Source organism: thiotrophic endosymbiont of Bathymodiolus puteoserpentis (Logatchev), from assembly GCF_900127505.1.
Lineage (GTDB): Bacteria > Pseudomonadota > Gammaproteobacteria > PS1 > Pseudothioglobaceae > Thiodubiliella.
The window spans coordinates 238,255-260,619 of record NZ_UEXF01000019.1; the positions used below are offsets into that span (position 1 = coordinate 238,255).

21 protein-coding genes are annotated in these 22,365 nt (G+C 37.8%); 18 read left to right on the forward strand and 3 right to left on the reverse strand.

All coding sequences use genetic code 11. The features are described from left to right. Positions 1-282: 282 nt before the first annotated feature. Together BHECKSOX2_RS03025 and BHECKSOX2_RS03030 are read right to left on the reverse strand one after the other, a co-directional pair. Positions 283-3,801, reverse strand: a complete 3,519-nt coding sequence (locus tag BHECKSOX2_RS03025; RefSeq protein WP_139682396.1) for an efflux RND transporter permease subunit — start codon at positions 3,799-3,801, stop codon at positions 283-285. A gap of 59 nt (positions 3,802-3,860) precedes the next feature. Next, positions 3,861-5,018: an efflux RND transporter periplasmic adaptor subunit gene (locus BHECKSOX2_RS03030; protein WP_139682397.1), complete on the reverse strand. Its 1,158-nt coding sequence runs from the start codon at positions 5,016-5,018 to the stop codon at positions 3,861-3,863. A gap of 157 nt (positions 5,019-5,175) precedes the next feature. Here BHECKSOX2_RS03030 and pdxA point away from each other — a divergent pair, with 157 nt between their 5' ends. The 4 genes from pdxA to BHECKSOX2_RS03050 are packed head-to-tail and all read left to right on the forward strand — an operon-like array spanning position 5,176 to position 8,084. After that, the gene (pdxA, locus tag BHECKSOX2_RS03035; RefSeq protein WP_139682398.1) at positions 5,176-6,138 is read left to right on the forward strand and encodes a 4-hydroxythreonine-4-phosphate dehydrogenase PdxA; all 963 of its coding nucleotides are present in this window, start codon (positions 5,176-5,178) and stop codon (positions 6,136-6,138) included. After that, positions 6,135-6,902 carry a 16S rRNA (adenine(1518)-N(6)/adenine(1519)-N(6))-dimethyltransferase RsmA gene (gene rsmA / locus BHECKSOX2_RS03040; protein ID WP_139682399.1) on the forward strand — a complete coding sequence of 256 codons (768 nt, stop codon included), beginning with the start codon at positions 6,135-6,137 and terminating at the stop codon, positions 6,900-6,902. Before pdxA ends, rsmA begins: the two co-directional genes overlap by 4 nt. A 4-nt stretch (positions 6,903-6,906) precedes the next feature. Continuing rightward, entirely contained in the window at positions 6,907-7,278 is a 372-nt protein-coding gene (gene apaG, locus BHECKSOX2_RS03045) for a Co2+/Mg2+ efflux protein ApaG (RefSeq protein ID WP_139682400.1), read from the forward strand. Next, on the forward strand, positions 7,275-8,084 hold the full coding sequence (locus tag BHECKSOX2_RS03050) for a symmetrical bis(5'-nucleosyl)-tetraphosphatase (RefSeq protein WP_139682401.1): 810 nt from the start codon (positions 7,275-7,277) through the stop codon (positions 8,082-8,084). Before apaG ends, BHECKSOX2_RS03050 begins: the two co-directional genes overlap by 4 nt. Here BHECKSOX2_RS03050 and dapF read toward each other — a convergent pair. Next, complete coding sequence (dapF, locus tag BHECKSOX2_RS03055; protein WP_139682402.1) at positions 8,081-8,944, reverse strand: diaminopimelate epimerase; 864 nt, start codon at positions 8,942-8,944, stop codon at positions 8,081-8,083. The genes BHECKSOX2_RS03050 and dapF overlap by 4 nt on opposite strands. Before the next feature lie 62 nt (positions 8,945-9,006). Here dapF and BHECKSOX2_RS03060 point away from each other — a divergent pair, with 62 nt between their 5' ends. The 14 genes from BHECKSOX2_RS03060 (at position 9,007) to acpP (ending at position 22,350) form a co-directional block, all read left to right on the forward strand. Then, a complete protein-coding gene (locus BHECKSOX2_RS03060; protein WP_090716632.1) occupies positions 9,007-9,360 on the forward strand; it encodes a gamma-butyrobetaine hydroxylase family protein in 354 nt (117 codons plus the stop codon). Positions 9,361-9,420: 60 nt separating this feature from the next. Next, entirely contained in the window at positions 9,421-11,706 is a 2,286-nt protein-coding gene (bamA, locus tag BHECKSOX2_RS03065) for an outer membrane protein assembly factor BamA (RefSeq protein ID WP_139682403.1), read from the forward strand. A 12-nt stretch (positions 11,707-11,718) separates the two neighbouring features. Then, positions 11,719-12,717: a UDP-3-O-(3-hydroxymyristoyl)glucosamine N-acyltransferase gene (gene lpxD, locus BHECKSOX2_RS03070; RefSeq protein ID WP_139682404.1), complete on the forward strand. Its 999-nt coding sequence runs from the start codon at positions 11,719-11,721 to the stop codon at positions 12,715-12,717. Positions 12,718-12,721: 4 nt separating this feature from the next. Then, positions 12,722-13,165 carry a 3-hydroxyacyl-ACP dehydratase FabZ gene (fabZ, locus tag BHECKSOX2_RS03075; RefSeq protein ID WP_139682405.1) on the forward strand — a complete coding sequence of 148 codons (444 nt, stop codon included), beginning with the start codon at positions 12,722-12,724 and terminating at the stop codon, positions 13,163-13,165. A gap of 11 nt (positions 13,166-13,176) precedes the next feature. Then, positions 13,177-13,968, forward strand: coding sequence for an acyl-ACP--UDP-N-acetylglucosamine O-acyltransferase (gene lpxA / locus BHECKSOX2_RS03080; RefSeq protein ID WP_139682406.1), 792 nt, complete (start codon positions 13,177-13,179; stop codon positions 13,966-13,968). A gap of 12 nt (positions 13,969-13,980) precedes the next feature. After that, the gene (gene murJ, locus BHECKSOX2_RS03085) at positions 13,981-15,510 is read left to right on the forward strand and encodes a murein biosynthesis integral membrane protein MurJ (RefSeq protein WP_139682407.1); all 1,530 of its coding nucleotides are present in this window, start codon (positions 13,981-13,983) and stop codon (positions 15,508-15,510) included. After that, on the forward strand, positions 15,507-15,773 hold the full coding sequence (locus BHECKSOX2_RS03090; RefSeq protein WP_090716614.1) for an oxidative damage protection protein: 267 nt from the start codon (positions 15,507-15,509) through the stop codon (positions 15,771-15,773). Before murJ ends, BHECKSOX2_RS03090 begins: the two co-directional genes overlap by 4 nt. Beyond that, positions 15,773-16,381 carry a guanylate kinase gene (gene gmk, locus BHECKSOX2_RS03095; RefSeq protein ID WP_139682408.1) on the forward strand — a complete coding sequence of 203 codons (609 nt, stop codon included), beginning with the start codon at positions 15,773-15,775 and terminating at the stop codon, positions 16,379-16,381. The genes BHECKSOX2_RS03090 and gmk overlap by 1 nt, the downstream gene beginning before the upstream one ends. 48 nt (positions 16,382-16,429) lie before the next feature. Then, the gene (rpoH, locus tag BHECKSOX2_RS03100; RefSeq protein ID WP_139682409.1) at positions 16,430-17,278 is read left to right on the forward strand and encodes an RNA polymerase sigma factor RpoH; all 849 of its coding nucleotides are present in this window, start codon (positions 16,430-16,432) and stop codon (positions 17,276-17,278) included. 43 nt (positions 17,279-17,321) lie between these two features. Further along, positions 17,322-17,609, forward strand: coding sequence for a co-chaperone GroES (locus BHECKSOX2_RS03105; protein WP_090716621.1), 288 nt, complete (start codon positions 17,322-17,324; stop codon positions 17,607-17,609). 11 nt (positions 17,610-17,620) lie between these two features. Further along, positions 17,621-19,252, forward strand: a complete 1,632-nt coding sequence (gene groL, locus BHECKSOX2_RS03110; RefSeq protein WP_139682410.1) for a chaperonin GroEL — start codon at positions 17,621-17,623, stop codon at positions 19,250-19,252. A gap of 207 nt (positions 19,253-19,459) precedes the next feature. Further along, entirely contained in the window at positions 19,460-21,343 is a 1,884-nt protein-coding gene (gene parE, locus BHECKSOX2_RS03115) for a DNA topoisomerase IV subunit B (protein ID WP_139682411.1), read from the forward strand. Further along, entirely contained in the window at positions 21,336-22,010 is a 675-nt protein-coding gene (gene queC, locus BHECKSOX2_RS03120; RefSeq protein ID WP_139682412.1) for a 7-cyano-7-deazaguanine synthase QueC, read from the forward strand. The genes parE and queC overlap by 8 nt, the downstream gene beginning before the upstream one ends. Before the next feature lie 109 nt (positions 22,011-22,119). Next, entirely contained in the window at positions 22,120-22,350 is a 231-nt protein-coding gene (gene acpP / locus BHECKSOX2_RS03125) for an acyl carrier protein (RefSeq protein WP_090718041.1), read from the forward strand. Positions 22,351-22,365: the final 15 nt, after the last annotated feature.

The following is a 22,365-nucleotide window of genomic DNA, read 5'->3' on the forward strand; positions in this document are numbered from 1 at the left end:
GATTTAGTTAACATTTTTTTAAGCAAAACGACCAAGAAATAAGAGGTATTTTAACAAAAGTTGGTTGATTTGTCTAGGGTTATTGTTGGTTTTATTGTTATAAATCAATTTGTTGTGTGGTTTTTAAGGGTTGACTAATTACTGTATTGCCAAATGATCAACAACAGCATAAAACCTTATTTTGTTAAGGTCAAAGGTGGATTAAAAAATAGAGTGGGTGGAAAGTGAGATTTTAATGATAACTTCTATTTGTATAACGGTCTTTACAAAAAGAACTGTAGCTTAAATATCATTTTTATCTTCTTTTTTGAGAAAACCATTAGTGTCAATTTTTTCAGACTTAACAGTTGTTTTCTTACCGTCATTTTGATTGGTTTTCTTATTTAAATCTTTTGCAGCTTTGTTATTCTTAGACAATGTGCTTTTAATCCATTCTTTGGCATTATCCTTATTGCACTTTGACGCTTCTTTTTCAATGTTGTATTTTGCATCAGAATTGGTATCATCTGATAATAAACCCATACTAATAGCAATACCACGAAAAGATGCCTCGCCTGCAGATAGCGCGCCCAACGGAATAACGATTAAGGTCAACACGGTTGACACTAACACACCAAATAATAGTGAAATAGCCATGCCCTGGAAGATTGGGTCAGACAAAATAACGCTTGAACCACCAACAAGTGCAAAAGCAGTAATCATAATAGGACGCGTTCTTGACGCACAAGAATTTACCACTGCATCAAAGAACGGCACACCTTTGGCGTATTCTTGCACCGTAAAGTCTACCAATAAGATTGAATTACGCACAATAATGCCTGCTAAAGCAATCCAACCAATCATTGAAGTGGCGGTAAATTCTGCACCAAGTAACCAATGCCCTGGCACAATGCCCAATAGTGTCAGCGGAATTGGTGCCATAATTACTGCTGGTACGATGAAATTGCCAAATTGCCAAACAACCAACATATAGATAACCACTAATGCTACCGCAAATGCACTGCCCATGTCTCGGAAAGTTTCATAAGTAACCGTCCATTCCCCAGTCCATTCAAAACTTGGCACAGTTTGATCTTTTGGTGGCCCTAAATACTCACCTTGTAGTTGCTTACCATTAACCGTTTTATAATCTAATAACAAATCATCAACGCCAAACATTGCATAGATTGGCGCACTTAAGCGCCCTATTGGCTCACCTAAAACATACTCAATATCCGCTAAGTCCTTGTGGAAAATCAAATCATCTTGTTTCTTATAAACAAAAGAACCCAATTCAGAAACTGGAATCATGCCACCATGTTGTGAAGGCACTGGTAATTGCGTCAAATAAGACAGTTGTGAGCGTTTAGACAATGGTATTTTAATACGAACACGCGAAGGTTCAAGCGCATTTTTGAGGCGAATCGTAGTCACATTAAAACTACTCATTGCCATTGCTAAGGTTTCTTTAATGACCTGCACACTTACGCCAAAACGCGATGCTTTTGCGGTATCTACTTGAAAGTTAATCACTGGATACTCATCACGCATCAAATTATCAACATCTGTCATCGTGCCTGAGGCTTTAAACATTTTAGTTAAATCATTGGCTAACTTACGACGCGTTGCTTTATCGGGTCCGTATACTTCTGCAACCACTGGACGCAATACTGGTGGCCCAGGTGGCATTTCAACCACAGCATAATTAGCACCAACATCAAGTGCTACTTGCTGAACTAATTGTCGAGCTTCAAGTGCAATTTCATGACTTGAACGCTCACGCTCACCTTTATCTACTAATTGGATTTGCAATTCGCCTTCTGATGATTTTTGCCTTAAATAAGAATGCCTCACTAAGCCGTTAAAATCAAATGGCTTGGCTGTTCCTGAATAAGTTTGAATAGACACGACTTCTGGCATTTTGCGTAGTATTTGTGCCATCTTATGTAGTGTTGATGCTGTGTTCGCTAATGCGCTACCATCAGGCATATCAAGCGATACACCAAACTCTGATTTGTTATCTAATGGCAACATCTTCACTGGCACTGCTGTGGTATAAAACATTGACATTGACAAGAAAAATGTTATTACCAAGCCAATTAAGAAACCCATTCCATAAACTTTAACACTGAATAATTTAGAAATAGTTGAATGAAAGAATGCGTGCAATACCTTACCTTCTCTTTCTTCTTTTGCATGCATCTTGTGCAATACACCTATTGGTGGCACAAATTTCATAATGAAGTAAGGGGTAAATACGAATGCTGCAAACAACGAGAACATCATTGCTACCGAGCCTAATACTGGGATTGGCGCCATATACGGGCCCATCATACCACTTACTGCTGCCATTGGAACCAGGGCAGCAACCACAGTAAAGGTTGCTAAAATTGTTGGATTACCCACTTCACGCACTGCATCAATCGCAGTGGCAATAGTAATTTTGTTGTCAATCAGCCAGCGTCGGTAAATATTTTCAGTGACAACAATTGCATCATCCACCAAAATACCAATAGAGAAAACCAACGCAAATAAACTCACTCTATCAATGGTCATGCCCAACATCCAAGCTGAGAAAATAGTCATTAATAATACAACTGGAATTACCAGTGTCACTACAATTGCAGGGCGAATACCAAGTGCAAACCAAACCAATAAAGTCACAGCACCAGTAGCAATAAAGAGTTTCTTGATCAATGAATTAACCTTGTCTTCAGCAGATTTTCCATAGTTTCTGCTAACGCTAACTTCAACATTATCTGGAATAAGGCGCCCCTTCAATTCTTCAACTTTAGCCAAAATATCGTTAGCAACTTTAACACCATTAGTACCAAACTTCTTTGCAATAGCAATGGTTACTGCCTGTTCACCTGTTGCTTTGATTTTGTCTTGACTGGCAACACCACTATAGTGATTAACCATGTGGTGTGCTTCTTCTGGCGCATAATACACATCTGCAATATCACGCACATACACAGGCTTTCCATCATTTACTGTAACCACTAAATTCTCGATGTCTTCAACTTTCTTAAAAAAGTCACCTGAGTAAACCTCCATTTTGTAGCCGTTTAACTCGATATTACCGGTATGTGAACTAACATTTGCACTGCCAATAGTGTTTGAGATTTGCTGAATAGAAATACCATAGCCCGCCAAACGACCAGGAAAAATATCAATATGGAAAATCTCTTTGCGTCCACCAACAACAAAGCCATTGTTGGTATTTGGAACCTTGCCAAGTTGTTGTAATAATTCTAAGCCCAAGGAGCGTAACTGTCCATCGTCAAGTGATTTTGACCATAAGGTAAGATTAACAATAGACACATCATCAATTTCTTTTGGTTTAACCAGTGGTGTTCTAGCGCCTGGCGGCATAAAGTCAAGATTTGCCAACATTTTGTCACGCACCTTAACAACAGAAGCTGTCATTTCTTGCCCTACATCAAACTCAATGGTAACAATACCCTGACCTTTATCGCTGACTGAATATACATGCTTAACCCCTAAAATATTAGACATTAGACGCTCTAATGGTTTAACCACAATATTAGACACCTCTTCCGAAGAAGCACCTGGATATTCAACAAAAACATCAATGAGTGGTACAGAAATCTGTGGGTCTTCTTGTCGTGGTGTGGAGATAAGTCCAATAATGCCAGCGCCAAGCATAGCAAAGAATAAAATAATAGACAATGGGGAGGTGATAAAAGCCTTAGTTAACTTGCCAGCAACGCCCAACTCGTAATCTCTTAAGTCATCTAAAATTATATCTTTATCGATATTCTTATCTTTAGAGATATCAATGTGTTCGTGTTTTTTCATAAGTCCCCTGTATGAAAAATGGTATTTTGATGGTTATTCATAATTATGTAAAGAGCTTACTAAATATCCATCCCTGAAATCATCATAATACTAGGATTAATAACGATTTTTTCACCAATCTTTAAACCAGATAAAACACTTTTTTGATAATCACTGATTTGCTCACCAAGGCGTATAAACCTCAATTCAGTTTTACTGGTTTTTGGATTGACAACAAACACACTTGGTAAGCTAGAACGCCACATAATTGCCGTTTCTGGAATGATGGGTGTTAGTGGACCTGAATCTGTTTCAAAAATTTCTACTTCTGCATAAGCACCTGCTAAGACTGGTAGGTTCTCAGGTAAGTCAAATTTCACTTTAACACTGTGTTTGTTGTTATCGGCAATTGGATAAATTTGTGAGAGTTTTGCATTAACCACAACATTTACCATGTCTAATTTAATACGGTATTTCTTATTGAGTTTTAAACTGGTTATCAAGCGCGAAGGTACATTTAACTCAACTTGTAATTTTTTGATATTGGCAAATTTCATCAACACTTGCCCAGACTGCACAATATCACCTTGATCAACATTCTTAACCACAATAACACCATCAAAAGGCGCAACAACATTTGCATCCTTTAGGCGTTCTTCTACTTGCTTAAGCTTAAGTCGTGCTTGTGTTAGTTTGTTTTTCGCCTGTTGATAACTGGTATAGCGTGAAGTACGATTGGCAAACTTATCAAAAGCAGGATCGCCTCTCCCACTCATTTTCACCATTGGGTCTGTGAACATTGAGAACATACCTGGAATACCGCCAAACATACTGCTTGAATTTGGAGAAACAATAGATTGAGAATATTGCACGCCAGCATTTCTTAACGCCTCATTAGCGGAAGATATTTCTGCATAAACCGCGTCTCTTTGTGCTTGAATAGATTCTTGCTCAAGCGTTATTAGAATAGCGCCCCGCTTAAACATATCCCCTTCTTTGCCGTTAATTGTCAACACATCGCCTGAAACTTGTGCCGATAAAGTCACTTGGGCAGAAGAAATAACTTTACCACCTAAAAGCGCCCTCTTGTCAAGTGAGCGTCCAAATACTTGTTGGATATTGTAAGTTGAATTAAAATTTTTTGAATGTTGACTAGGATCTTGATTAAATGATTCCGCTAAAGCAGGAAGTGACAGTAATAAAGCCAGTGTAGTCAAAAGAGCAATTGATGAATTCATAGTTAATCTTATTAAAATAATTTAGGTGTAGCAAATATCCGAACCTCGTTATTTTACAATATTTACTCTGTTTTTTATCACTATTTTATTTGATAAACCTTAATTCATCTGGCTTTGCCTTTTATAATTAGAGTTTTTTTAATATATTAATTAAGCAATGTTTGCATTTACCCCTGGCGAACCCGCTGGAATAGGGCCTGATTTAGCAGTGATTCACGCGCAAGAAAAATCTAAAAAAGATTTATTGGTTTTTGCCGATCCTGATATGTTACTACATCGAGCTAAAATCCTTAATTTAACCCTTAAAATCAGTGAATCAGAATCAACTTCTAATGCTCAGACATTATGCGTCTACCCTATTAAAATAGCCGATAAAGTCGTTGCTGGTATGCTGAATAAAAACAATGCTGAGTATGTGTTAAAAACATTGGACTTGGCCACACAGCATTGCCTTAATGGCAACACTCAAGCGCTTGTAACTGGACCACTACACAAAGGCATTATCAACCAATCAGGCATTTACCCTAACTTTAGTGGTCACACTGAGTATCTGGCTCATCTCTCAGGCGTGGACAAAACCGTAATGATGTTGGCAACCGATGGATTGCGAGTGGCATTAGCAACAACACATCTGCCGCTAAATCAAGTATCAAAGCACATACAAGCCGACTCTTTAGAAAAAACCTTAAATATCATTCACAAGTCCTTGCAGAATTATGGTCTGCAAAATCCTAAGATTGTTATCTGTGGGCTCAATCCTCACGCAGGTGAAGATGGATATTTAGGCTCTGAAGAAATTGAAATCATCAATCCTTTGATTGAGAAACTCAATAAACAGGGGCTAAATCTTGTTGGTAGCGTACCCGCTGATACTGCTTTTACAGCTGATGCGCTAAAAGGCGTGGACTGCGTATTGGCAATGTATCACGACCAAGGTTTACCGGTATTAAAAACCTTGGGTTTTAAAAAAGCCGTTAATATTACCTTGGGTTTGCCCTTTATTCGTACTTCAGTTGACCACGGCACAGCGCTTAATCTTGCTGGTACAGGCAATATAAGTCTGGGTAGTTTTAATACTGCGTTAAAAACTGCGCAAAATTTTATAGCGTCTAAATTATGAGTAAGCATAAAGCTAGAAAACGTTTTGGACAAAACTTTTTAACTGATAACAGCGTTATTGAGCATATTGTCGCCACTATCACACCAAAGTTTAATGATAATTTACTTGAAATTGGTCCTGGTCAAGGTGCAATGACGCTGCCTTTATTAGAACGCGTCAAACAACTAAATGTCATTGAAATTGATAAAGATTTGATCGCTGTGTTGAACAATTTAAACAAAGACAACCTTGTTATTCATCAAGGTGATGCGCTTAAATTTGACCTAAGCACCCTAACAACACCCCTTCGTGTGGTGGGAAATTTGCCTTACAATATCTCGTCGCCACTACTTTTTTATCTACTTGAAAACAGAGACAAAGTGGTAGATATGACTTTTATGTTACAAAAAGAAGTCGTAGAAAGAATGGTAGCTGAAAATGGTTCGAAAACTTATGGGCGCCTGAGTGTGATGATGCAAGCATTTTTTGAAGTTGAATTAATTTTTATCGTGCCACCTGAGTCTTTTGATCCTGCGCCAAAGGTGGATTCTGCCATTGTCTATCTCAAACCCTTAGCACCATCAAAAGTTAGTAATACTGAGATTTTTGAGAAAATCGTCAAGGCAGCTTTTTCTCAACGCAGAAAAACCCTTGGAAATTGTTTAAAATCTTTGCTGTTACAAGAACAAACAACCATCGACTTATCACAACGCGCTGAAATGCTTACAGTAGAAGATTTTATTGTCTTAGCTGATGCATATGAGGCATTTACACATACGGAATAATATTATGAAAAACAACATTAAAATTACTGTTAAAGTTACCCCTATAGAAGCTCAAACCATTCCTTTCAGTAGTCAATACGCCTTTGCCTATACAATCACTATTAGCAATCAAGGAGAAATTGGTTCACGGTTAATTAGCAGACACTGGTTTATCCAAGATGAAACTGGATACACAGAAGAGGTGATTGGCGAAGGCGTGGTGGGTAAACAACCGCATTTACTGCCTAACGAGTCTTTTGAGTACACTTCTGGGGCAATGATTAAAACACCAACAGGTACGATGAAAGGAAAATATCATATGATTAGTGACACGGGTGAACATTTTAGTGTTGAAATCGCAGAATTCGTACTAAGTAAGCCCTATACATTACAATGAGCGATTATTTAATTGGTGATATTCAAGGGTGTTTTGACTCATTACAAAAATTACTTAAAAAAGTAGCATTTTCTAGCGATAAAGACCAATTGTTTTTTTTAGGGGATGTGGTTAATCGTGGCAACAAATCACTTGAAACCTTAAGATTTATCAAAGATTTATCTGAAAACGCCCAAATGGTGTTAGGTAATCATGATTTTCATTTATTAGCCTGTGCTCTGGGTGATAAAACCCCCAGTAATCAAGATACTTTTAGCGATATTTTAAACGCCAAAGACAAAGTGGCATTGATCGATTTTTTATTACAACAACCCTTAGTGATTGAACATAAAAATGCACTCTTACTGCACGCAGGTGCCCCCCCTAACTGGGATAAAAACACACTTTTATCTCAATCCTTTACAGTTGAAAAACACTTAAAAAAATCCGATGCAGAGGGTTTTATCAACCAAATGTATGGCAATTCTCCACACACTTGGCATCGTGATTTAGAGGAAATGGAGGCTTGTCGCTATACCATTAATGCTTGCATGCGTATGCGTTTTTGTCGCGCAGATGGCACTTTAGAATTTAAGCATAAAATGGGACAAAATACTGCACCAATAGGCTTTAAAGCTTGGTTTTTACACGAACATAGAATACTGACAAATACCGATATCTTTTTTGGTCATTGGTCCACCCTATCCGCCATTAACACGCCACATATCTACCCTATGGATCATGGTTGTGTTTGGGGTCAAGCTCTCGGCGCTCAATTAAGTGCAATTCGCTTCGAAGATAAGCAAGTATTTTCCGTAGGTTGTTAGACTTTCACCTGCCCTTCAAATACAAATTCGGCATGACCATACATAAGGATTCTATCTCCCTCGTTAACGCCAATTGATAACACCCCTCCTTTTAAGTCAACAATGACATCTTTATCTTTAGCGTTAACTCTGCCTATCAAATCTAAATACGCCACAGTTGCACAAGCACCACTGCCACAGGCGAGTGTTTCCCCTACTCCGCGTTCATAAACCCGAAGTTTAACCTTAAATTCATGAGTAATTTGCACAAAACTTACATTCACCCCATCTGGAAAATCCCCAGAATTCTGTATTTTTTTTGCAATAGATTCAATCTCTTGGTTGATATCATCTACGATTAACACTGCATGCGGATTACCCATTGAGACCACGCCAACTTGATATCCATTGACAGCATGGGTAGCGTTTTCATTTTTTAATTGATTAAATGGAATGTCTTTTGGTTTCCAAATTGCCTCCCCCATATCAACGAAAACTCCACTCATTGCAGCGGCTACCCTTATTACACCTTTTTTTGTCTCTACAAGAATTGTGTTTTTTACGCTATATTCAAATGCAACGCTTTCAGTTATAACGGTTTTTTTGGTTAGACCTTTTTCAACCACAAATCGAGCCAAACACCTTGCACCATTGCCACATTGCTCCACCTCAGAACCATCAGCATTAAAAATACGATACTTAAAGTCATTTTCTTTATTTTCTGGCGACTCCACTAGTAGCAATTGATCAAAACCCACCCCAAGATGCCTATCGGAGAGTTGTTTGATTTGCGTTTTAGAGAGTGACACACTCTGATTAATGGCATCAATCACCATAAAATCATTCCCCAAGCCTTGCATTTTTGTAAACTTAATCAACATGAGTGATATTTTATCTACTTAATGACTTAAAATATCGTCTAATTTATTTTATTAATACTTTTATGCAAACACCTAGCAATATCACTTTAGATAAAACCAAAACCCTTCTTACACTTACCTTTGATGGCACGAAATATCCACTGAGTGCTGAATATCTAAGAGTTTACTCCCCTTCTGCCGAGGTGGTGGGACATGGCCCAGGTCAAGAGACCTTGCAAGTAGGCAAAGAGAATGTCACTATTAGTCGTATTGAACCCACAGGAAATTACGCTATTGTTTTATTTTTTAGTGATGACCATGATAGCGGCATTTATTCTTGGGAACACCTTTACAAGCTGGCTACAGAACAAGATAAACTATGGAGTGGCTACCTTACAAGATTGAAGGATGCAGGGCATTCTCACAAACAACATTAAGCTTTAATTTCACTGTATAATTTTGCGCTAACATTTCACTTTATTTTGGGCTTATAAAACATGAAAAAAATCATTCTTAAATTTGCTTTACTATCAAGCTTGTTAATATCTTCACTTACAATCTCAGCACCTATTAAAAACATTGAAATCTTAGGTCTTGATGCTATTTCTCGAGGCACAGTACTTAGTTACTTGCCAGTTGAAACAGGTGATAATTACACCGATCAAACATCAAAAAAAATCATTAGTAGTCTTTATAAGACGCAATTTTTTAAAGATATTGAAGTAAGTCAAACCAACCAAACTTTAACAATCACAGTCATAGAAAATCCGCATATTAAATATGTTGATTTGCTCAACCAATCAGAAAAAGTCATTGACGACGACGCACTTCAACAAGTTTTATCTAGCATGAATCTAACTCCCGGTAAGATTTTTAATAAAAGACAACTAGCTAAACTCATTGAACAGTTAAAGGCGACATACATTAGTAAAGGTTATTACGGTATTAAAATTACTGAAAAAATTGAAATTGATAGCAGTAATAGAGTTGGTGTTGAACTTGACATTTCTGAGGGCGAGGTTGCACGCATCAAATCAATGCATATTAATGGAAATAAAGTGCAAAAAGAAAAGACTTTACTTAATCTGTTCCAAATTGGTGAACCTGATTTTTTCATTGTCAATTACTTCACTGAAAAAGACCACTACTCTAAAATTGCACTTGATGCAGGTATTGAAACGCTAAAATCACACTATTTCAACCTTGGTTATCTTGATTTTAAAGTGAGCGATGTTAAGAGTGAACTGTCTAAGGACAAACTAAGCATTGATATTGATATTCAAGTCAATGAAGGCTCCAAATACAAAGTTGGTAAAATTGAATTTACAGGCAATATGCTGGATGAATCTAGCGAAAGTTTGTCAGAACTTCTAACTATTAGCACAGGCGATGTATTTGAGCGTAAAAAAATTATTGATAGCATTAAGGCTATCACTGATATTTACACCAATCAAGGTTATGCCTTTGCTAAAATAGATGCGCTAACTTCTGAAGGGGAAGCCACCCATATTATTAACTTAAAATTCAAAGTATCGCCACATAAAAAAGTCTACATTAACCGCATTACTATTACTGGCAACACCAGAACACAAGATGAAGTTGTGCGTAGAGAAATCGGTATTTACGAAGGCGGACTGTATTCAAACGAGGAACTAGAAGAATCAATTAATAAACTTAAGCGTCTTGGCTTCTTTTCTGATGTGAAAATGGAAGTTTCTAAACTTAGAGGCTTTGACGATAAAATTAATCTAAGTTTTTCGGTAGAAGAAGCTAAAACAGGAACTTTTTCTGTTGGCTTGTCTAATTCTAACAGCACCGGTGCTTCTTTTAATCTTGGTATAGAAGAAAAAAACTTCCTTGGCACAGGTAACACGCTAAATGCCTCAACATCACAATCAAAAGCGGTAAAAGAGCTAAACATCTACTTTTCCAACCCTTACTTTACCAAAGATAAACACAGCATCAGTTATGGTATATTTAACAAGAAAACAGAAGGCTCGGAACTTAAAGTTGAAGAATACAAAGTGAATGAAAAAGGAGGAAGTATTGGTTACGGTATTCCAATTACAAAAGATACGCGTATTGGTGTAGACCTTAGACTCTCTTCTAGAAAAATCACTTGTGGCAAAACTTTTTCAGGTGCTGATTATGAGCAAGCCCAATGTTCTAGTAACGATAAGACTGAAGCCAAACTAAGTATAAACTGGCGCAACAACACGCTTGATGATTACAATTTTCCAACCAAGGGCGATAGTAATAACCTTAAAGCCAGTGTAGCACTACCCGTTGCTGATTTTAAATACTATAAATTTGATGCCTCACATAAAAGTTATCGTTCACTTACTAAAAATTTAACACTTAAAACTAGTGCTGAAATAGGCTTAGCAAAAGGTTACGGTGGCAAAGAATTGCCATTCTTTGAGCGTTACTATGGTGGTGGTGCCTCCTCTGTACGCGGCTTTAATTTTAACTCTCTTGGTGCAACATATCTTAATAACAAAGCAAAAGGCGGTGAGCTGTCCATGTTAATGAGCGCTTCTATTGTTTCGCCAGTTAGCTTTATGGAAGACAGTAAAAATATGCGCGTGAGTGCATTTATTGATGCAGGTGGTATTAGTGAAAAGGTTGCTTTTAGCACTAATGATTTCCGTGCATCTGTTGGTCTTGGGTTTATTTGGTTAACGCCAGTTGGTCCATTAGGTGTGTATGCAGCTCAACCACTTATAAAGAAAGCAGGTGATAAAACCAGTACTTTTGAATTCACCATAGGCACAAATTTCTAAATCGTCTGAATAATGTATACTCTAGGAGACATTGCTGGTTTTATTGATGCTGAATTGATTGGCGATGCATCATTAGAAATCAACGGTTTGTCTGCTAGCTCTAAAGTGAAAAAAGGTCAACTAACTTATGTTTCAAATAGTAAGTATAAGTTAGACCTGCTCAATTCAAATGCTAGTGCGGTGATTTTAACCAAGGACTTGTTAGGTGACTGCTCTACAAATGCTCTTGTGGTTGATAATGTTTACTTGGCTTTTGCCAAAATTACACATTATTTCAAACAACAATCCAATCATCTTAATGGTATCCATCTTAGCGCTCAAATTAACAGTAAAAATATCGCCGATAGTTGCACTATTGGCGAAGAAGTTATTGTTGGAAAAAATTGTACTATAGGTGCAAATACAACAATTGAGCAAGGCGTTACAATTGGTGATAATGTCACCATACAACCCAATGTGGTTATCTTGCAAAATACCACAATTGGCAACAATGTAGTTATCTCTGCAGGCGTGGTAATTGCCTCAGAAGGCTTTGGTAATGCGCTAGATAAACAAGGTCACTGGCATGCAATTGCTCATCTAGGTAATGTGCTAATTGGCAATAATATTACTATTGGTGCAAACACAGTTATTGACAGAGGCACATTAGAAGACACACAAATCCACAATGGTGTATGCCTTGATAACTTGGTGCACATCGCTCATAATGTTATTTTAGGTGCAGACACAGCGATTGCCGCTGGCGTTACTATTGGCGGTAGTGTAATATTGGGCAAGCGTTGTCAAATCGGCGGTGGCGCGGTGATTGCCAGTCACATGCATTTAGCAGATGATACCGTTGTAACTGGCTCAAGCACGGTAGATAAGCATCTAAATAAAGGTCATTACACGGGCTTTACTTCTATTTCTCTGCATTCAAATTGGAAAAGAACACAAATGTGGTTGTTAAAACTTGATAAAATCGCCCAGTATCTAAATATTAAGCTTAAAAATCTAAAAAAGGGTAAATAAAATTATGGAAATGAATATTCAAGAAATTAAGAATTACTTGCCACACCGCTACCCTTTCTTGCTCATTGATAGAGTTTTAGAGATAGAAGTTGGCAAGTCTATTGTTGCACTGAAGAATGTTTCGTTCAACGAACCGCAATTTACTGGACATTTTCCTGATCAACCGATTATGCCAGGCGTTCTAATCATTGAAGCTATGGCACAAGCCACAGGAATCTTGGCGTTTAAATCTGAAGTTGGTAAACCTATTGAGGGTCAAATTTATATGCTAGTTGGCGTGGACAAAGTGCGTTTTAAACGCATGGTTGAACCCGGTGACCAATTACACCTTAAAGCGGAAGTTACGACTGTTAAACGCGGTATTTGGAAGTTCAAATGTAGTGCTACAGTTGATGGAAAAATAGTTACCACTGCTGAGTTAATGTGCACACAAAAAGCAGCTGATTAAAGGAGAGTCTCGTGGCAATACATGAAAGTGCAGTTGTTGACCCTAGTGCAAAAATCCATAAAAATGCTGAAATACGCGCATACACTGTCATTGGTGCGAATGTAGAGATTGATGCAGGTACTATTATTGAGTCTCACGCAGTTGTACAAGGTCCAACCAAAATTGGTAAAAACAACCATATTTATTCATTTGCCTCTATTGGTGGCGACCCACAAGATATCACTTATGAAGCTGGACAAGATTCTAACTTAATTATCGGTGATGAAAACCAAATTCGTGAATTTTGCACCATTAACCGTGGCACAGAAAAAGAAGAGTCTATTACCCGTGTGGGTTCTAACAATTTATTAATGGCATATGTGCATATTGCACATGACTGTCAGATTGGTGACCATATCATTATGTCAAACAACGCCTCACTTGCAGGGCATGTACGCATACAAAATTGGGCAATTTTAGGTGGGTTTACCTTGGTTAAACAATTTTGCATGATTGGTATGCATACTTATATTGGTATGGGCTGCCAAATTAACAAAGACATTCCTTCTTATATGGTGGCATCAGGCGTACAAACTCGTGTTCGCGGTATTAACGCCGAAGGTATGCGCAGGCGTGGTTTCTCACCCAATGCTATTGCTGCTATAAAACGCGCCTTTAAGGTGGTTTATCGTAGCTCTGGTTTGCTTGAGCAATCACTTAAAGAGCTGGAAAAAACTGAGTCTGACCATAAAGAAGTTATGCAATTCGTAAAATGCATCCGCAGTTCAAAAACTGGCATTATGCGTGGACCTAACGAGGAATAACCTTAACTAAATATGGACAGATCTTTTTTAAAGTCCAGTAGCATTGTCACTATAATGACCTTTTTATCACGCATATTGGGCTTGGCGCGTGATTACTTTGTGGCACGATATTTTGGCGCAAATGACTTAACAGATGCCTTTTTAGTTGCCTTTAGAATTCCTAATTTCCTAAGGCGTTTATTTGGTGAAGGCGCTTTTTCTCAAGCTTTTGTACCTATTTTAGCAAACGCTAAAGCTAATCACAACGAAGCAGAAGTACAAGATATGATTAATCATATCGGCACTAAGTTTTTAAAAATTTTAATCATCTTAACTGTAATTACTATACTAATCGCTCCTGCTATTATCTTTATATTTGCATGGGGTTTTTACTTTGATGCTGATCCCACTAAGTTTAATCTTGCATCAGATATGTTGAGAATTACTTTTCCTTACTTATTGTTAATCTCATTAACCGCTTTTTCAGGTAGTATTTTAAACACTTACGACAAGTTTGCTGTGCCTGCTTTCACTCCAGTGTTATTAAATATCTCAATGATTCTGTGTGCAGTTTATTTATCAAAACACTTAGATACACCAATTATGGCATTGGCTTGGGGGGTGTTAATTGGCGGTATCGTACAATTGTTATTTCAAATTCCATTTCTACTCAAAATCAAAAAGATGCCACGCTTAGCACATGGCGACCATGAGGCTATAAAAACCCTTAAAAAACGCATACTACCTGCCCTATTTGGCGTTTCAGTATCTCAAATCAACTTACTAATTGATACTATGATTGCCACAGTACTGGTTAGTGGCAGCGTTTCTTGGCTATATTACTCTGATAGATTGCTAGAATTACCTTTGGCGCTTATTGGTATCGCTCTAGCAACAGTGGCTTTAGCAAAGCTTAGTGGTCATTTTGCCAATAAAGATGAGGATAAATTTACCCACACAGTTGATTACGCACTCAAAATCGGCTTAATCCTTGGTGCACCCGCCTGCCTAGGACTTGTATTGCTAGCAGAACCTTTAATCGTTACCTTGTTTCAATATGAGGAATTTAGCGCTTTTGCCGCACACCAATCATCACTTAGTCTAATGGCTTACGGTGCAGGACTAATGGCATTTATTATGGTTAAGATACTGGCACCTGTTTTTCTCTCTAGGGGTGATATTAAAACACCCGTTAAAGTTGGTGTGATAGCAATGATAGCCAATGTATTCTTAAACCTTATATTTGCTTATTATTATGCACATATGGGTTTGGCAGTTGCTACCTCGCTGTCGGCTGTTATCAACGCATCTTTGCTTTATCACTATCTAAAGCAACGCAATATTTTTACATTTTCTCAAAATTTTTTAAAAATGTTTTTTAAAGTTTTGCTGGCAACACTTATAATGGTCATCTTTATTTTAAATTTTAACCAAGATATTAATTACTACTTGAATGCCGATGCATGGCACAGAATACTAACAATTGCTAGTATTATCAGTGCTTCCGCTATCATTTATTTTACAAGTTTAAGATTATTAGGTATCAAGGCAAAACACTTATGAATACTATCCAATGTGTAAAACTAAACAAAGAACTTGAAGCATTAGAGCGTGCACCCTATCCAGGTGAGCTGGGTCAACGCATTCTAGCTAATGTTTCTAAGCAAGGCTGGCAACAATGGTTAGACCACCAGACTATGCTAATCAACGAAAACAACCTTAATATGCTTGATGAAAACGCACAAAGTTATCTAAAAGAACAAATGGAAAAGTTTTTCTTTTCAGTAGATGGCGCCGATGACATTGCAGGCTATACAAAAGAGTAATGTCAAATCTATTTATTGTTGCTGCGCCTTCTGGTTGCGGAAAGACCTCTTTAGTTAAAGCACTGATTGAAAAAACGAAAAATCTTTGCGTATCAGTTTCGCACACCACGCGTGCAGCTCGTTCAGGTGAAGTACATGGAGAAAACTATTTCTTTGTGTCTAAAAATGAATTTGACGAAATCAATAATAACAATGGTTTTATTGAATCAGCCTGTGTATTTGATAATCACTACGGTAGCGCTAAACAAACGGTCAAAGACTTACTCACACAAAATCAAGATGTTATTTTAGAAATTGATTGGCAAGGTGCCAGACAAGTTGAAAAAAATTTTTCAGGTATCATTAGCATCTTTATTATTCCACCTTCTATTGAGGCGCTAAGAGAGCGTTTAACCGATAGAGGGCAAGACAATTCAACAATTATTGAGCGCAGAATGAAAGACGCTGTTAGTGAAATGCAACATTATGACGAATTTGATTATTTAGTGGTTAATGATGACTTTGATATTGCACTTAATGAGTTATCCACCATTATCCATTCACAACGCCTAAACATTGAGCAACAATCAATTAAACATCAAGATTTACTTAAAGCCCTTATTGGATAGCACTAATGATAGTATAATATCAGCCTATTTTATTGTTTTTTTAATGTTATGAGTCAAGATTTTACACTACCCACTATTCAAACTTTTAGCACCAACACGCAAGATGTTAGTGTTCAGAAGTACCCACCGATTTTATCAGCACAAGAAGAGCATGATTTGGCCGTTGAACTATACGAAAACCACGATTTAAGCGCTGCTAGAAAGTTAGTATTATCACATATACGCTTTGTGGCTTTTATCGCACATGGCTACAAGGGTTATGGCTTAGAGCAAGCGGATTTAATCCAAGAAGGCACCATTGGTTTAATGAAGGCAGTTAAGAAGTTTAACCCATATAAAAATGTGCGTCTTGCTTCTTATGCAGTCTATTGGATTCGTGCTGAGATTCACGAGTTTGTTTTTAAAAACTGGAAGATTGTTAAGGTTGCTACTACTAAAGCACAGCGCAAATTATTTTTCAAGCTTAAGAAGGCAAAAGCAAATATTTATCAATCATTAAATGAGAAACAAGCACAGGAAATTGCTGATGAACTTGGTGTACGCCCTAAAGATGTACTGGAAATGGAATCACGCTTACAATTTAATGATGTTACATTTGAAATCTCAGATGATGAAGACAATTCAGCGCCAGAACGCTATTTAACCAACACCAACACGAAAACACCTGAGCAATTATTACTTAGTGATGACACACAAAAACACCAACAACAGCAACTTTACAAAGCACTTTCTACACTAGACGAAAGAAGTTTGGATATTTTACAGTCTAGGTACTTGAAAGAAGAAAAAACGACCCTACATACTTTAGCTAACAAGTATGGTGTTTCTGCTGAGAGAGTTCGCCAACTTGAAAACAAAGCCATGCAACAAGTAAAAAGTTCTTTAGAAAAAGCTTAAGCATTGCATTTTATCTTTAAAAAATAAATACTAGGAGTAAAAAATGAATATCCGCCCCCTTCACGACCGTGTGATTATCCGTAGAATAGAAGAAGAAAAAACCACTGCAAGTGGTCTTATCATTCCTGATGCAGCAGCTGAGAAACCTTTAGAAGGTGTTATTATTGCAACAGGCAATGGCAAAAAAAATGACAATGGCGATAACATCGCCTTAGATGTTAAAGTTGGTGACAAAGTTTTATTTACTCAATTTGCTGGTACTGAAATTAAAACAGATGGTGAAACTTTGTTAGTAATGACTGAAAGCGACATTGTTGCTGTAATTAAATAAAGGAGATTAAAATGTCAGCAAAAGATATTAAATTCGGCTCAGAAGCCAGAAATGCAATGTTAGACGGTGTTAATATATTGGCTAATGCAGTAAAAGTAACCTTAGGACCTAAAGGCAGAAATGTCGTCTTAGACAAATCTTATGGTGGTCCACAGATCACTAAAGACGGCGTATCGGTTGCACAAGAAATCACACTAGAAGATAAATTCGAAAACATGGGTGCGCAAATGGTGAAAGAAGTTGCTTCTAAAACCAATGACATCGCAGGTGACGGCACAACGACTGCAACCGTATTGGCGCAAGCGCTAGTGACCGAAGGTGTAAAGTCTGTTGCTGCAGGTATGAACCCGATGGACCTTAAGCGTGGCATAGATAAAGCCGCAGAAGCTGCAGTAAAAGCATTGCGCAAATTATCTCAGCCTTGTGATGACACTAAGGCAATTGCACAAGTAGGCACTATTTCTGCTAACTCAGATACCTCTGTTGGTGATATTATTGCTCAAGCAATGGATAGAGTAGGTAAAGCAGGTGTTATTACTGTTGAAGAAGGCTCAGGTTTTGATAACGAATTAGATGTGGTTGAAGGTATGCAGTTTGACCGTGGATATCTATCACCTTACTTTGTGAATAACCAAGAAGCGATGACTGCTGATTTGGACAATCCATACATTCTATTACACGACGCAAAAATCTCAAATATTCGTGATTTATTACCAACGCTTGAATTGGCACAAAAGTCTAGTAGATCTGTGTTGATTATTGCTGAGGACATTGAAGGCGAAGCGTTGGCGACCTTAGTGGTCAACAATATGCGTGGTATTGTTAAAGTCGCTGCTGTTAAAGCACCTGGTTTTGGTGATCGTCGTAAAGCCATCTTACAAGATTTGGCTGTTTTGACAGGTGGTGAGGTAATTTCTGAAGAAATTGGCTTGTCACTTGAAGCTATCACTGAAGATCACTTAGGAGGTGCCAAGCGTATTGAAGTCGGAAAAGAGGTTACTATTGTTGTTGATGGTGCTGGCTCTAAAGAAGCAATCAATGGTCGTATTGCGCAAATTAAAACACAAATGGAGATAACAACTTCTGACTATGACAAAGAAAAACTTTTAGAACGTTTGGCTAAACTTTCTGGTGGTGTTGCCGTAATTAAAGTTGGCGCTGCTACTGAAGTGGAAATGAAAGAGAAGAAAGACCGTGTTGATGATGCTTTGCACGCAACGCGCGCTGCCGTAGAAGAAGGTGTTGTACCTGGTGGCGGTGTTGCCTTGGTTCGTGCTATTAGTACATTAAATAAACTAAAAGGTGACAATCATGACCAAGATATCGGTATTGATATTGTTAAACGCGCTATGGAAGCACCACTGCGTCAAATCGTTGCTAATGGTGGTGGTGAGCCTTCTGTTGTATTAAACGAAGTTGCTAACGGCAAAGGTAACTATGGTTACAATGCTGGCACAGATGAGTACGGTGATATGCTGAAGATGGGAATCTTAGACCCAACTAAAGTAACGCGTGCTGCTTTACAGCATGCAGCTAGTATTTCCGGTCTAATGATTACCACCGAGGCAATGGTTACCGAAATTCCTCAGTCTGGGTCTGTTGCGCCTACTCCAGATATGGGTGGCATGGGTGGCATGATGTAATTCTTTACTTTGTTTTTTGTTATTCTACGGCGTTGAATTTTAAAATTGCTTAATCGTTTAGATTTGCTAAACTCCTTGCTCAATTTCAAAACTCGCCTTGTAGAATAAAAAAATACTTGTAAATGAAAATTAAAAAGAAAGCCTCGTTTTTACGGGGTTTTTTTTGGTATGATACTTCGCAAAATATTCTTAGGTATTAAATAACAAATGAACAACTATGATTCATCATCCATTGAGGTACTATCAGGTTTAGACCCAGTGCGTAAACGCCCAGGAATGTACACCGAGACTGAGCGACCAAACCATTTAGCACAAGAAGTTATTGATAATAGTGTCGATGAAGCCGTTGCTGGTTATGCGACTACAATCAATGTGGTACTTTACAAAAATGGCTCTTTATCAGTTGAAGACGATGGTCGTGGTATGCCAGTTGACATCCACCCTGAAGAAGGTTGCTCTGGTGTTGAGGTTATTCTAACCAAGCTTCATGCCGGTGGTAAATTTTCAAACGATTCTTATCAATTTTCTGGTGGTTTGCATGGCGTAGGTATTTCGGTGGTTAATGCACTATCAACTTTAGTGGAGATTTGGATTAAACGCGATGCTAAAGAACATTACATTAGCTTTTCTGAGGGTCTTAAAAAAACTGAGCTTGAAGTGATTGGTACAGTTGGTAAGCGTAATACCGGCACTAAAGTTAAGTTTATGCCAGATGGGAAATTTTTTGACTCAGATAAATTCTCTGTTAGCAAACTCAGACATAACTTACGCTCAAAAGCAATATTGTGCCCAGGTTTAAAAGTTACCTTCCATAACGAAATAGATGAAACCAAAGACCAGTGGACTTATAAAGATGGTTTAAAAGACTATCTGTCAATTTCACTTGATAGCTTGGACTGCTTGCCAGAGAAGCCATTTGTGGTGAATTATGAATCTGAAAAACAACAACTAAATTGCTCACTGGCATGGACTGAGTTCAACACCAATGTTATTGGTGAGAGTTATGTTAACCTTATTCCCACCTCTCAAGGTGGCACCCATGTCAATGGGCTACGCTCTGGATTAACAGACGCCTTAAAAGAGTTTTGTGAATTTAGAAATTTACTACCAAAAAATATTAAACTCACACCAGATGATGTTTGGCAAAGAATCGCTTATGTGTTGTCTATTAAAATTTTAGACCCACAATTCTCAGGACAAACCAAAGAACGATTGTCCTCCAGAGAGTGTGCCAGTTTTGTAGCCAATACAATTAAAGATGCCTTTAGTCTTTGGCTTAATCAACATACCTCTGTGGCTGAGAAGATTGCTGAATTAGCCATCATGAATGCACAGTCACGCCTAAAAACAGGCAAGAAAGTGGTGCGTAAAAAAATCGTTAGTGGTCCTGCCTTGCCCGGAAAACTTTCAGATTGCATCAGTCACGACCTAAGTCAAAGCGAGGTGTTTTTAGTTGAGGGTGATTCTGCGGGTGGTTCCGCCAAACAAGCACGAGATAAAGAATATCAAGCAATCTTGCCACTACGAGGCAAGATTCTAAACACATGGGAAGTAGATTCAGAGCAAGTATTGGCCAGTAATGAAGTACATGACATTAGTGTGGCAATTGGTTTAGAGCCAAACAATGAAGATATGTCGGGTCTGCGCTATGGGAAAATTTGTATTTTGGCGGATGCGGACTCTGACGGTGCACATATTGCTACATTAATTTGCACTCTATTTGTCAAACACTTTCCAAAATTGATTAAAGAAGGACATGTGTATGTTGCTATGCCACCACTATATCGAATTGATGCAGGCAAACAAGTTCATTACGCGTTAGATGATAGCGAAAGAGACAGTGTTATCAACAAACTTGAAAAAGAAAACAAACGCGTTAAAATACAGGTTCAACGCTTTAAAGGTCTAGGCGAGATGAATCCTTCGCAACTTCGTGAAACTACAATGTTGCCTGATACACGCCGATTGATTCAATTAACATTAGACGACCCACTACAAGTTTTTCAAATGATGGATATGTTGCTTAGCAAAAAGCGTGCTCCTGATCGTAAAAAATGGCTGGAAGAAAAAGGCAATCTCGCAAATGTCTAAAGCTGTTATTCTTTTATCAGGTGGCTTAGATTCCACTACCACGCTTGCCATCGCCAAATCCCAAGGGTTGGATTGTTATGCGTTAAGTTTTGATTATGGACAAAAACAAAAATCAGAACTTAACTCAGCCAAACAAGTTGCTGAACTGTTTAGTGCCATAGAACACAGAACCATGAGTATCTCTTTAAACGATATTGGTGGCTCTGCATTGACTGATAGCGCCATTGAAGTGCCTAAATTTAAGCCTAGTGATGAAATACCTGTGACTTATGTGCCTGCACGCAATACCATCTTTTTATCTTATGCTATGGCTTGGGCTGAAGTACTAGACTGCCAAGATATTTTTATTGGTGTCAATGCGCTGGATTATTCGGGCTATCCAGATTGTCGTAAAGAATATATTAAATCCTTTGAAATTATGGCGAATTTAGCCACTAAACAAGGTGTTGAAGGAAAAAAACTTACTATCCACACACCGCTTATTGATTTACACAAAGCGCAAATTATTCAAAAAGGGTTGTCATTAGGTGTGGACTACTCATTGACTACCACCTGCTATCAAGCGGATAATAATGGCGATGCTTGTGGATTTTGTGATGCTTGCGAGTATCGAAAACTCGGTTTTAAAAAAGTAGGTATACCTGACCCTACTAGGTATCAAAGGTAACTACGAAACCTTTGCATTAATAGTTATAAAAATAGTTACAAAAATAGTATTACATAAATATTTTTTACGATAAAATATAGGTTTTTATAACGATGCAGGAAATAACATAATGAGTAGTATTGAAGAAAGAGTAAAGGCAGTTGTAGCTGAGCAATTAGATATAAGTGGTGATATTGATAATAACGCTTCTTTTATTGATGATTTAGGTGCAGATTCTTTAGATACCGTTGAATTAGTCATGTCTCTTGAAGAAGAGTTTGATTGCGAAATTCCAGATGATGAAGCAGAAAATATTACAACTGTCCAGCAAGCTATTGACTATGTTAATAACAATTTGTAATTTCCGTTTAGCAAC